This window comes from Corynebacterium otitidis ATCC 51513, assembly GCF_000296405.1.
GTDB classification, from domain to species: domain Bacteria; phylum Actinomycetota; class Actinomycetes; order Mycobacteriales; family Mycobacteriaceae; genus Corynebacterium; species Corynebacterium otitidis.
Window position 1 is genome coordinate 240510 of sequence record NZ_JH815195.1, and the last position, 12413, is coordinate 252922.

The following is a 12413-nucleotide window of genomic DNA, read 5'->3' on the forward strand; positions in this document are numbered from 1 at the left end:
GGCCTGCCCGGCGAGGGCGACGGCCAGCCCGGCGAGGACGAGGACCAGGGCGACGAGGCCGGCCAGGTGCCCGGCGCCCAGGCGCCCGCCCCGAGCGCTCCGGCCGAGCAGGCCCCGGCGCAGGGTGGCCAGCAGCAGGGCTCTGGCCTTGCCAACACCGGTGTGAGCGGCGTTCTCACCGGCCTCGGCCTCGGCCTGGCCGCGCTGGCGCTCGGCGGCGTTGCGCTCTTCGCTGCCCGCCGCAACGACCGCTAGGACACTTAGCCGGTTCGGCGCCTTCTAGGTGCCACCTGCGCTGCCGGGTGTAAGTATCCGGAAGCGCAAATCCCCCGACCGGCCGCTTTCCGCGGCCGGCCGGGGGATACCTCTATATACAGGACGGCTCGCTCGCGGGCGGCCCTTTTCTCGTGTCGGCGCGCGGCGTCCGTCGTCCTCCGAAGCGCCGCGTGTTTTTCCGTCTTCATGGCGGCTTCCCGCCCTCCCGGCTGGTCGGACCGAATAGCATGGGCGGTCATGAAGGATCTTTATCACTACGTCAACGGCCCCTGGTTAGAGAAGCACGTCATCCCGGATGACCGGGGCGTCGACGGCACGTTCCACGCGCTGCGCGACCGCGCAGAAAGCGACGCCCACGAGATCGTCTCCTCCTCCGAGGGGCTTCCCGGGAAACTCTTTTCCTCGTTCATGGACGTGGCCGCCCTCAACGAGGCGGGTGCCGCGCCCCTCGACGAGGACGTCGAGCCGGTGCTGGCCGCCTCCTCCCCCGCCGAGTTCGAGGAGGCTCTCGGACGGCTCGACCGGGAGGGCGTGCCCTCGCCGCTGGCGTGCTGGGTAGAGAAGGACTCCGACGGTTCTGACTCGGTGCTTTATATCGCGCAGGGCGGGCTCGGCTTGCCCGACGAGGCCTACTACCGCGAGGAGGGCCACGCGGAGGTCTTAAAGGCCTACCGCGCCCACGTCGAGCGGATGTGGGATTTCCTCATCGAGGGGCAGCGCGGCGGCGCCTCGCCCGCCGAGGCGGCCCGCCGGGTCGTGGGCCTCGAGGGGGAGATCGCCGCGGGGCACTGGGACGTGGTCGCCTCCCGCGACGCGGTGCGCACCTACAACCCCACCCCGCTCGGGGAGATCCCCGCGGGGCCGCGACGGATCCTCACGGCCTCGGGCGTGCCGGACGGGACCGTCGTGGCGATGATGCCCTCCTTCCTCGAGCACCTCGACTCGCTTCTTACCGAGGAGCGGCTCGACGACTGGAAGCTGTGGGCGGTCTGGCAGGCGCTGCGCGCCCGCGCGGGCCTGCTGACCGAGGAGATCTCGAAGGTGAACTTCGAGTTCTACGGCACGGCGCTCTCCGGGGCGACGAGGCAGCGCGACCGCTGGAAGCGCGGCGTCGGGCTCGCCGAATCTTACGTCGGCGACGAGGTGGGCCGCGAGTTCGTCTCCCGCCACTTCCCGGCGTCCTCGAAGGAGCAGATGCAAAAGCTCGTCGGCTACCTCGTGGCCGCCTACCGGGAGCGGATCTCTTCGCTTTCGTGGATGACGGAGGAGACTCGCGGCCGGGCGCTCGCGAAGCTGGAGAAGTTCCAGGCGAAGATCGGCTACCCGGAGCGCTTCCGCGACTACTCGGGCCTCGAGTTCTCCCCCGAGGGCTCGGAGCTTGTCGCCAACGTTCGGCGCGGCGCGGCGTTTAGCCACGACTACGAGCTTTCCAAGATCGGCCGCCCGGCCGACCGCGGCGAATGGGTCACCACCCCGCAGACCGTCAACGCGTTCTACAACCCGGTCGTCAACGACATCACCTTCCCCGCGGCGATCCTCAGGCCCCCGTTCTTCGACCCCGAGGCCGACCCGGCGGAGAACTTCGGCGCGATCGGCGCGGTCATCGGCCACGAGATCGGGCACGGCTTCGACGACCAGGGCTCCCGCTACGACGGGGACGGCAACCTCAACTCGTGGTGGACCGACGAGGACCGGGCGAGCTTCAAGCGGCTCACCGACCGGCTGGTCGGCCAGTTCGACGGGCTCACCCCGAGCGTGCTCAAGGAGCAGGGCTCGGACGCGGGCGTCAACGGCAGCTTCACCCTGGGCGAGAACATCGGCGACCTCGGGGGCCTTGGCATCGCCGTGGTGGCCTACCGGGCCTACCTCGCCGACCAGGGCGCGGGCCTCGGCGACACGGACGAGAAGCCCTTCGACGCGCCCGACGCCGACCCGGAGCTCGCCGACCGCTCGTTTAGCGGCCTGCAGCGGCTCTTCCTCGCCTGGGCGAGGGTGTGGCGCACCGCGATCCGCCCGGAGCTCGCGAAGCAGTACCTCGCGATCGACCCGCACGCCCCGGCCGAGTTTCGCTGCAACGTCATCGCCGCGAACATCCCGGAGTTCTACGAGGCGTTCCCCGACGTCGATGAGTCCAACCCGATGTTTGTGCCCGAGGCCGAGCGCGTCACCATCTGGTAACACGACGCCGCCTGCGCGCCCGCGGCCCCGCACATCGGCGGGCCGCGGGCGCGGCCGCGTCGACGACGAGCGAACCAACCGAGTCGAGGAGGTGCCCAGCAGGTGGGCGAAGGATCAAGCAGGCCCGGCGAGGACGAGGAGCGCGCCGCGTTCCGGGTGGGCGGCGTCGCCCGCCGGCTGAGCAAGGAGGAGGAGCTCGCGCAGCTGGGGTCCTATATCGACGCCCACCACCCCGCTCCCTCGGAACCAACGCCGTGGGTCGACGGCGCCGGCGACAGCGAGATCGCGCGGCGCCGCGACGAGCGCGACCGGTGGGCGGGCCACCTGCCCGACCGGCTCACGCACGCGGCGATGCTGCAGCTCGGCTCGGGCCGCGACCACGCCATGCCCGGCGTGGCCTACGGCCGCGACGTCGCCGCCGAGGACATCCCCGGGATCGGCACGCTGCTCACTCCCCCGCCCGACGCGCCGAGCTCGCGTTCCCGCGGCGCGGCGGTCGCCCTCGGCCCGGGCGGGCTGTGGGCGGGCCGGGCGCAGGACCGGGAGCACAACTGGCTCCCCGAGCTCGCCGCGCTCGCCGCGCGCAGCGGCGTGGCGATCCTCGACGTGGCCTATCCCCGCGCCCCCGAGCACTCGCTCGCCGACATGTCCGAGGCCGTGCGGGAGGGGCTCGCCCGCGCACGGGAGCTCGCCGGCGGGAAGCCGACCCTGGTGGGGTTCTCCGCGGGGGCGGCGCTCGCCGCGCTGCACGCCGAGGAGGCGGGCGCGCTGCTGCTCATCAACCCGGACCTCGAGGCGCTAGCGCGGCTGCCGGAGGAGCTGCGCGGCGACGCGGCGCTCCCTGAGGTATCCCGCTGGCCGGAGACGCTCGTGCAGCTCGCGACCGAGGACGAGGTCGCCGACCACCCGACCGGACTCCCGGAGGGGGCGACGGTGCAGCGCTTCGTCGCGCGGCACCGGATCGCCACGCCCGCCGAGGCGCGGCGCCGCGCGCGGGCCGGGGCCGCGTTCCTCACCGGCGGGGACATGGCGGCCGCGCTCGCCGAGGAGCCGGAGGAGCCCCTCGAGCAGGGCGGCTAAGCCCCGCGGGCGGGCGCTCCGCGCCCCGAAAGACTCGGAAGGCCCCGCGCCCAATCAGGGCGCGAGGCCTTGTGCCGCGTTAAGAGCCGCATTCGGGCGGCGTCGTTCCCGCTGGGCGAGCCGTTTTAGGAGACCGTCACCGGCGCGCCGCCGCCGAAGAACTCGCCGCCGGGGATCTCCCGGGCGGGGAGGTCGGTGACCTCGCGGGCGGCGCGGTCCTCGGGCGGCTCGCCCTCGGGGGCGGGCTCGCCGGGATCGGGGGCCTGCTCCTCGCCCTCCGGTGCGGGGGCGGGCGGCTCCTCGGGCGGCGCGGGCTCGCCGGCCGGGGGCTCGGCGGGCGCGGCGTCGCCGGCGCCGCAGTCGGGCATGTGGTCGACGAGGAAGGCGGGCACGAGGATCTCGGGGTCGGTGGCGGCCCACACGCCCTGCGGGTCGACGCAGGAGACTCGCTCGGCGACGTCCGCGGCGCGCACCGCGGGCAGCGCGCGCCCGTCGACGTTGAGGACGGGCTGGCCCTCGTGCCACTGCGCGGAGTCCACGAGCGCCTCGATGGCGGCGGTGTGCTCCTCGGCGGTGCCGAGCGTCGCGGCGCTGATGACGAAGCCCACGCCGTAGGAGGCCGAGGAGTGCTGGTCGCGCTCGTCGGACCAGCCGAACTTCGTGCCCACAACCCCGGGCACGTGGGCGGTGCCGAAGTCCTGCGCGTACCCGTCGGCCGCGATGGGCTCTGCCTCGGCCATGCCGCTAAAAAGCGGCGCGGCGACCGGGTCGTTTCGCACCTCGTGGAGGAAGCGCGCGACGTCGGCGGGGGCGCTCTCGACGTAGCCCCAGCGGCCATCGTAGCTCGTCGCGCCGAGCCGGAATTCGTCGATGACCTCGCCGATGGCCTGGGGGTACTTCTTCTCGAGCTCGGCGGCCGCGGCGTCGGAGGAGGCGCGCATCATCTCGTCGACGAGCGGGGCGTCGTCCTCCTCGCCGTGGTGGAGGACCCAGTAGCCGAGGTAGAGCTTCGAGAGCGACAGCGCGGGCGCGGGCTGGCCGCCGTTGTCGCTGCCGACGAGCCAGCCGTTGCCGAGCACCGCCGCCCACGCTGTGGGCGGCGCCGCGGGGGCGGGCTCCGCCGCGGCGAGCGGCGCGGCCGTCAGCCCGAGGGCCACGGCAGCCGCGGGCAGGGCGCGGGAAAGGGACATGCGGGAAACCCTATCGGCCGGGCGGGCGCGCCCGACCGCGCCACGCCGCGCGGTAGAGCTGGGTCTTCCCAGGGCTCCCAGGCGGTGTTAAGCTCACCCTAATTTTTCCCGCCGGAGTGCCCGAGGAGCAGCGTCTATGTCCGCACCAGCCCAGTCCCCGCCCACCGGGGCCGACGTCGTCCAGTCCCTGCCGTGGCGGTGGAACACGCAGGGCCTCGTGTTCCTCGTCGGCGGGCTGGGCTTCATGTTCGACGCGTGGGACGTGTCGCTCAACGGGGTGCTCATCCCGCTGCTGTCGGAGGAGTGGGGCCTGGAGCGCTCCCAGGCGGCGCTCATCGGCACGGCGAACCTCATCGGCATGGCGGTCGGCTCGATCGTGTGGGGCACGATCGCCGACCGGGTGGGGCGCCGCCGCGCGTTCGCCTGGACGCTGGCGGTGTTCTCGGTATTCACGGTCGCCGGGGCGCTCACCTCGGGGCTGGGCTGGTTCCTCGTGTTCCGCTTCCTCGCCGGCTTCGGGCTGGGCGGCTGCATCCCCGTCGACTACGCGCTCGTCGCGGAGTTCACCCCGCGCCGGCACCGCGGCCGGGTGCTCAGCGCGATGGACGGCTGGTGGCCGATCGGCGCGGCGCTTGCGGGCTTCGTCTCCGCGGGGCTCGTCGCCGCGTGGAACGACTGGCGCCCGCCCCTTATTGTCATGGTGCTGCCCGCGCTGCTCATCTTCGCGGTGCGCCTCGCGATGCCGGAGTCGCCGATGTTTCTCGCCTCCCACGGCCGCGAGGCCGAGGCCCGGGAGGTCATCGACGGGCTCGTGCAGCGCACCGGCGCCACCCCGGTCGACTATCGCATCGAGCCGCCCGCCGAGGCCGCCTCGGGCGGGCTGGGCGCGCTCACCGGGCAGCTTGGGGAGGTGTGGTCCTACAGCTGGCGGATCACCGCCTCCTCGTGGGCGCTCTTCGCCGCGATCCTCACGACATACTTCGTGGCGCTGCAGTGGCTGCCCACCTTCCTCATCGGGGCGGGCTACGCGAGGGAGAGCGCGTTCATCCAGAGCGCCGGCATGGCCGCCGTGGGCGTGATCGGGGTGGTGGTCTCCACCGCGCTCATCGAGGCCACCGGCCGGCGCTGGCTGCTCGCGGTGAGCGCCCCGGCGGCGTGCCTCCTGCTCGTCGCGCTCGGCTTCGCCATCGACCTGCCCGCGGTGGGCCTCACCCTCGTGCTGGGCTTCGGGCTGGTCGTCCAGGTCGCTATCCCGGTGCTCTACACCTACGTCTCCGAGCTCTACCCCACGCGGCTGCGCGGCTCGGGCTTCGGCTGGGCGTCGACGGTCTCCCGGGTCGGCGCGGGCATCGGCCCGCTCGTGTTCGTCGGCTGGCTCGAACCGAACCTCGGGCTGCCCGGCGCGTTTACCGTCTGCCTCGCCGCGGTCCTCGCCGCGGTGGCTGCGATGTTCGCGCTCAGCCCAGAGACCCGCGGCCGCGCCCTCGACTAGGGCCGCGGCGGGCCGCCGCCGGTGACAAAAAAGGGGCCGGCCGCTCCCCTCGCGCCCGCCCGGAAAGGCGGCGGCGAGGGAGGCGGCCGGCCCCGCGATTCGCGGTCGGGCTTAGGACCGCTGCCGGGTCTTAGACGTCGGCGACCTTGACGCGCTCGGGCAGGACCACCGGGCGGGAGCCGGCGATCTCCTCGACGAGGCGCACCACCTGGTTGGAGTAGCCGAACTCGTTGTCGTACCAGACGTAGAGCACGAGGTTCTTCCCGTCGGCGATGGTCGCGAGCCCGTCGACGACGCCGGCGTGGGTGGAGCCGACGAAGTCGTTGGAGACCACCTCGGGCGACTCAACGTAGTCGATCTGCTGGCGCAGCTCGGAGACCAGCGAGATGCGCTTGAGGTACTCGTTGACCTCGTCGCGCTCGGCGGGCTTCTCCAGGGTGAGGTTGAGCACCGCCATCGACACGTCCGGGGTGGGCACGCGGATCGCGTTGCCGGTGAGCTTGCCCTCGAGCTCGGGCAGCGCCTTGGCGACGGCCTTCGCGGCGCCGGTCTCGGTGAGGACCATGTTGAGCCCCGCGGCGCGGCCGCGGCGCGCGCCCTTGTGGAAGTTGTCGATGAGGTTCTGGTCGTTGGTGTAGGAGTGCGCGGTCTCCACGTGGCCGTGGACGACGCCGTAGCGGTCGTTGATGACCTTGAGCACCGGGGTGATCGCGTTCGTCGTGCACGACGCGGCGGAGACGATGTCCTTGCCGGCGGCGGCCTCGTGGTTGATGCCGTAGACGACGTTCGTCAGCGAGCCCTTGCCCGGCGCGGTGAGCACGACCTTGGCAACCCCCGGCCGCCCGAGGTGCTTGGCGAGGCCCTCCTCGTCGCGCCACTTGCCGGTGTTGTCGACGACGACGGCGTCCTTAATGCCGTAGGCGGAGTAGTCGACCTCGGAGGGGTCGTTGGAGTAGATGACCTGGATGGCGGTGCCGTTGGCCCAGAGGACGTTGTTGTCGGTGTCGACGCTCACGGTGCCCTCGAAGGGGCCGTGGACGGAGTCGCGGCGCAGCAGGTCGGCGCGCTTGAGGAGGTCGTTTTCGCCGTTCTTGCGCACGACGATGGCGCGCAGCCGCACGCCGCGCTGGAGGGACTCGCGCTGCAGGAGGAGGCGCGCGAGCAGGCGCCCGATGCGGCCGAAGCCGTAGAGCACGACGTCGGTGCGGTGCGGGGTGGCCCCCGAGTCGACGACCGGCGCGAGCTCCTTAGCGAGGTAGCGGCGCAGCTCGGAGACCTCCGCGCGGTCGGGGGTGGTGCCGGTCTCCTCCGCGAAGTCCGAAGCGAGGCGCCCGATGTCGACCGACGCGGTGCCGAGGTTGAGCTGGGTGAGCTGCGCGATGACCGCGAAGGTCGCCTCGAGGGAGAGCTCCTCGTCGGTGATGCGGCGCGCGTGCCGGTGCGACTTGATGATGCCGATCGGCGAGGGGTGGGCGAGCAGCCTGCCGAAGACGGAGAGGTCGACGTTGTTCTCGCGGTGCAGCTGCCCGATGAGCGGGATCATGCGCTCGGCGAGCGCGAGCTTCTCCGTGAACTCGGTGTGCACGGGCGAGGGGATAAACTCGGACATCTTTCTCGCTTCGCTCCCTTGGGGTGTGAATCGTGCGGTCGGCTAGCCGGGCGCCGGCGCGCCGACCCCGGGCGCTCGGCCCTTTTTCAGGGCCGCCGCGCGGGGCCGCGCCGGCGGCCCGATGCGGCCCCAAGTTTAGCGCACCCTGGCCGGCTAACCCCGGCCGCGCGCCGCGGCGCGATCGGCGGCGCCCAGCACGTCCTCGGCCTCCTCGGGCTCCTCACCAGGGGATTCGGGCTCGGGCACCTCGGCGACGCTGAGCACCGCGCCGGTCGGGTCGGCGAGCTTCGCGAGCCTGCCCAGGGGGCTCTCGACGGGCCCGTCGAGGACCCGCCCGCCGGCCGCGCGCGCCGCGTCCGCCGCGGCAGAGGCGTCCGAGACGCCGATATAGGCCGCCCAGCCGGGCCCCTCGGGCAGGCCGGCAGGCGCGGGGAAGAACCCGGCGAACGGGGCGCCCTCGGCGGCCGCGACGGCGAAGGCGGGCGCCGCACCCCCGCCAGGGTCGTCGACGGAGACGTCCCAGCCCAAAAGCTCGCCGTAGAAGCGGGCGGTCGCCTCGAGGTCGCCGGCGACGGGCAGCTCGTGCCACACGGGGGTGCCCGGCTCCCCGGCGGCGACGAAGTCCTCGCCGCCCGGCGCCATGAGCCCGAAGACGCCGCCCTGCGGGTCGGCGGCGAGCAGCAGGTCCCCGCCGGACGGCGTGCCGGCCGGGAGGATGGGGCTAAGCAGCCGCCCGCCGAGGCGCTCGACGGCCGCGGCGGCGCCGTCGAGGTCCGGGTGGTGGAAGTAGACCACCCAGCTCGGGGTGCGGCCCGGCTCCGCCTCGCGCAGGCCCGCGACCGGCAGGCCGCCGCGCCGTGCGGCGCGTAAGCCCCCCTCGCCGGGTGCGCCGACGTCCCAGCCGAGCACCCGCTTGAAAAACCCGGCGGAGGCCGCCGCGTCGGCGGGCAGGAGGTCGAGCCAGAAGGGCAGGCCACTGGTCGCGCGGAACGCCGGCATCGCCTACAGCCCCCGCTTCCCGAGGTGGAAGTCGTCGGTGGTGACGAGGTTCTCGGTGATCTCGTCGAAGACGTCGCCGCCCTCGTCGCTCTCCTCGCGGGCGACGCGCGCGCACTGCTCGTCGACGCAGACGACGTCGCCCTCGTGGAGGAGCTCCCCGCGGGAGCCCGACGGCTCGCCGTTGAGGGTGACCGCGCCGTCGGCGACGAGCTCCTTGGCCATGCCGCCGGTCTCCGCGAGGCCGGAGAGCTTGAGGAACTTGCCCAGCGTGATCGTCTCGGTGGAGATGGTGATCGCCGGGGGCGTGGGCTGGCTCTCGCTAGTCATGGCGCCCAGTCTACGGGCCGTCCCCCGCCCCGGCCCCGCGCCCGCCCGCGCGCCCAGCGGTTGCGGGACCGCCGACGCTCGGCTAGCGGGGCCGTTGGGCCGCCTGGGCGGAGACTTGGCGCTACGGCACACCCCGCCGCCGGGCCGCCCACGGACCCGTGCCGCGCAAACGTTACACAATCGTTATGGCACCTTTTCATTCGCTCCTCACCTGGGGTTTTAGCGGCGCCGTTGGCGGGATCGGGCGCCTTCGGCCCGATCAGGTTTTCTGCAGCTCTTGCGGAGGAATTGATATGGCGTACGTTGTGGCCATGGCACAGGTGAAGCGTAAGTAAGCCTGAGTTTCTTGCCTGAATTGCGCCCCCGCCCGGCGACGGGCGGGCAATTCGTTTCGTCGCGCGCTACCTCAGATCAAAGGAGTAGGGACATGCGTATTCGTCGAGCCCTGACCGGGCTGGCCGCAGCGCTCGCCGTGGGCGCCGCCGGCGCGGCCGCGCCGCTCGCGGGCGCGGCCACCTTCGTGGAGAAGGGCCCGCAGACCCCGGAGAACAACGACAAGCTGCCGGTCGTCGAGACGACCCGCAACTCGCCTCACCTCAAGGCGAACATCCTCAACCCGCACCCGGTGTGCAACTCCGCGGAGGACTTCCGCACCGTCGTCTACGAGGTGCGCGACAACTTCGCGCCCGTGGGCACGATCTCGACGACCAACAAGTCGAACAAGCCCGTCGAGCTCACCCAGGAGCTCAGCAAGTCGCAAAGCATCGGCATCTCCGTCAAGGGCGACCGCACCCAGGAGACCTCCGTCAACCTGGGCGGCGACGTCAGCGGCGACAACAGCACCGGCTCGGTGGGCATCGCCTCGTCGATCGCCCACACCCTCGGCTTCGACATCTCCTACGAGCTCTCCTGGTCCGCCGGCCAGACCATCGGGCCCTACGAGGTGGACCCGGGCTACACCGGCGAGGCCACCTACGGCTTCCGCACCGTGACCCTCGACGGCACGCAGCAGTACTGCAAGCCGAACGGCACCTGGTCGAACCCGCTGCCGTGGCGCGTCTTCGCCCCGGTGAAGAACGAGGTCGAGTTCAAGCTCTACGACGACCCGGTCGACTCCTGGCAGGGCACCGTGCCGAAGGACCAGCAGCCCGTCGACGTCGCCGGCGACGAGATCGTCGACGGCGAGACCGTCGAGCCGGACATCTCCTCGACCCCGCCGAGCGACCCGATCGAGATCCCCGCCGACCAGGTGGTCCCGGCCGAGGACGTGGAGCTCGCCGCCGCCGAGGAGAACCTCGACGCCGAGGCCTCCCAGGAGGCCGGCCCGGCGCAGTACGACCTGCAGCCGTACTTCACCTCCGCCGCGGGCAAGGCGCCCGGCTTCGCCGGGCTCGTGGCGCTGCGCGTGAAGAACGTCGGCACCGAGCGCTACTACGAGGACGACCTGGCCACCTCCTTCCGCGTCGACGTCAAGGTCGACGAGGGCCCGGAGCACGTCGATCGCCTCATCACCCCGGGCAACTTCAACGGCGCCCACATCCGCGACCTGGGCTTCGACAAGGAGAACAGTGTCCGCAGCTTCCAGGTGAACCTCGCCAACCCGATCAACCCGGGCGAGGAGGTGCTCATCGCGAACTTCAACTTCGGCGACGGCCTGACCAAGGAGGGGCGCCTCTACAACTACCTGGAGGTCACCCAGACCGGCCGCGTCGACGGCGACGAGTCGACCCACAACGACCAGCACGTCGACTCCCGCGAGAACACCTTCACCCACATCAACACCCAGCACCCGGGCGTCTTCTAAGCCCGACAGCCTCTCAGCGTGGCTCGACGTAGCCAGGCGCCCTCCCTTTAAGGCCCCGCTCCCGCCGGCACCGCCGGCGGGAGCGGGGCCCTCATGTGTCTCCCCCGCCGCGGGCGGGCCCGGGCGTCGGCGGCGGGGCTCCTGAGAGACTGGTGGGCATGAGTGCGAACGACGGCGTCTTCGACCTTGAGGCCATCGGCGCGGGCCTGCCCGTCGCCGATCGCCTCGGGGAGCTCTCCGAGGCGGTAGCCAACCACGCGGCGGTCGTCGTCGAGGCGCCGCCCGGCACGGGCAAGACAACACTCGTGCCCCCGGCGCTCGCCAACGCGGTCGCCGCCGCGGGCGCGCCCGGAAGGGTCATCGCCATCGCGCCCCGCAGGGTCGCCGCGCGCGCCGCAGCGCGGCGGCTCGCGAAACTTTCGGGGCTGCGGCTCGGCGAGGAGGTCGGCTTTCGGGTCCGCGGCGAGACCCGCCCCGGCAGCCTCGTCGAGTTCGTGACCCCGGGCGTCATCATCCGCATGCTGCTCTCCGACCCGGAGCTCCCCGGTATCGCCGCGGTCGTCGCCGACGAGATCCACGAGCGCCAGCTAGAGATCGACCTCGCGCTCGCTCTCTTAAGCGAGCTTTCCGCGCTGCGCGATGACTTCCGGCTCGTGGCGATGTCCGCGACCCTCGACGCGGGGGCGTTCTCGAGGTTCTTAGGCGGCGCGCCCATCGTCGCCGCTCAGGCGCCGACCTTCCCCGTGGAGACGACCTACGCCCCGCACCCGGCGCGCCTCGGTGCCACCCGCCGGGAGCGCGCCGACTTCGCCCGGCACCTCGCGCGGCTGGCGGTGGGCGAGGCCCGGCGGCGCGGGGAATCCGCGCTCGTGTTCGTGCCCGGCGTGCGCGAGGTCGAAGACGTCGTCGCGGCCGTCGCCGCCGAGGGCGATATCCCGGCGCTGCCGCTGCACGGCCGGCTCGGCGCCGCGGAGCAGGACGCCGCGCTCGCCGACCCGGGTTCCCCCGGATCGTGGTGGCGACGTCCGTGGCGGAGAGCTCGCTGACGGTACCCGGGGTGCGCATCGTCGTCGACTCGGGCTTAAGCAGGGTGCCCCGCAGGGAGGCGGCCTCGGGTTTGAGCGGCCTGGTGACGCGCTCCTCGGCGCGGGCGACGTCCCAGCAGCGCGCGGGCCGCGCCGGCCGCGAGGGCCCCGGCCTGGTGATCAAGGCCTTCGGCGAGGAGGAGGAGCGCCGCCACCCGGAGAACCTCGCCCCGGAGATCCTCACCGCCGACCTCACGCAGGCGGCGCTGTGGCTCGCGTGCTGGGGCACGCCCCGCGCCCGGGGCTTAAGGCTCCTCGACGAGCCACCGGCGGGCGCGCTCGACGAGGCGGAGGGGACGCTCTCCCGCCTCGGCGCGGTCGACGAGGCCGGCGCCGCGACCGCGGCGGGCCGCCGGCTCGCCTCCCTGCCGCT

General features: G+C 73.0%; 8 protein-coding genes and 2 pseudogenes. 6 read left to right on the forward strand and 4 right to left on the reverse strand.

Going from position 1 to position 12413, the window contains the following annotated elements:
* The 3 genes and pseudogenes from HMPREF9719_RS08545 to HMPREF9719_RS08555 all read left to right on the forward strand — a co-directional run.
* Positions 1-255: pseudogene (locus tag HMPREF9719_RS08545) on the forward strand (LPXTG cell wall anchor domain-containing protein); the annotation flags it as partial.
* A gap of 258 nt (positions 256-513) precedes the next feature.
* Complete coding sequence (locus tag HMPREF9719_RS08550; RefSeq protein ID WP_004601593.1) at positions 514-2454, forward strand: M13 family metallopeptidase; 1941 nt, start codon at positions 514-516, stop codon at positions 2452-2454.
* A 102-nt stretch (positions 2455-2556) separates the two neighbouring features.
* On the forward strand, positions 2557-3534 hold the full coding sequence (locus HMPREF9719_RS08555) for an alpha/beta hydrolase fold domain-containing protein (RefSeq protein ID WP_004601594.1): 978 nt from the start codon (positions 2557-2559) through the stop codon (positions 3532-3534).
* 125 nt (positions 3535-3659) lie between these two features.
* Here the strand turns inward: HMPREF9719_RS08555 and HMPREF9719_RS08560 are convergent, their stop codons facing one another.
* Positions 3660-4724, reverse strand: a complete 1065-nt coding sequence (locus HMPREF9719_RS08560) for a hypothetical protein (protein ID WP_004601595.1) — start codon at positions 4722-4724, stop codon at positions 3660-3662.
* Positions 4725-4860: 136 nt separating this feature from the next.
* On the opposite strand from HMPREF9719_RS08560, the gene HMPREF9719_RS08565 reads away from it, so the two are divergent.
* Positions 4861-6216, forward strand: a complete 1356-nt coding sequence (locus HMPREF9719_RS08565; RefSeq protein ID WP_004601596.1) for an MFS transporter — start codon at positions 4861-4863, stop codon at positions 6214-6216.
* Between the two features lie 130 nt (positions 6217-6346).
* Here the strand turns inward: HMPREF9719_RS08565 and HMPREF9719_RS08570 are convergent, their stop codons facing one another.
* From HMPREF9719_RS08570 to HMPREF9719_RS08580, 3 genes are all read right to left on the reverse strand, one after another.
* Entirely contained in the window at positions 6347-7825 is a 1479-nt protein-coding gene (locus tag HMPREF9719_RS08570; RefSeq protein WP_004601597.1) for a glyceraldehyde-3-phosphate dehydrogenase, read from the reverse strand.
* A 153-nt stretch (positions 7826-7978) separates the two neighbouring features.
* Positions 7979-8824, reverse strand: a complete 846-nt coding sequence (locus HMPREF9719_RS08575) for a VOC family protein (RefSeq protein WP_004601598.1) — start codon at positions 8822-8824, stop codon at positions 7979-7981.
* A gap of 3 nt (positions 8825-8827) precedes the next feature.
* The gene (locus tag HMPREF9719_RS08580) at positions 8828-9151 is read right to left on the reverse strand and encodes an RNA-binding S4 domain-containing protein (protein WP_004601599.1); all 324 of its coding nucleotides are present in this window, start codon (positions 9149-9151) and stop codon (positions 8828-8830) included.
* A gap of 427 nt (positions 9152-9578) precedes the next feature.
* On the opposite strand from HMPREF9719_RS08580, the gene HMPREF9719_RS08585 reads away from it, so the two are divergent.
* Both HMPREF9719_RS08585 and HMPREF9719_RS09855 read left to right on the forward strand, forming a co-directional pair.
* Positions 9579-10955, forward strand: coding sequence for a hypothetical protein (locus HMPREF9719_RS08585; protein ID WP_004601600.1), 1377 nt, complete (start codon positions 9579-9581; stop codon positions 10953-10955).
* A 158-nt stretch (positions 10956-11113) separates the two neighbouring features.
* Positions 11114-12413, forward strand: a pseudogene (locus HMPREF9719_RS09855) (helicase-related protein); the annotation flags it as partial.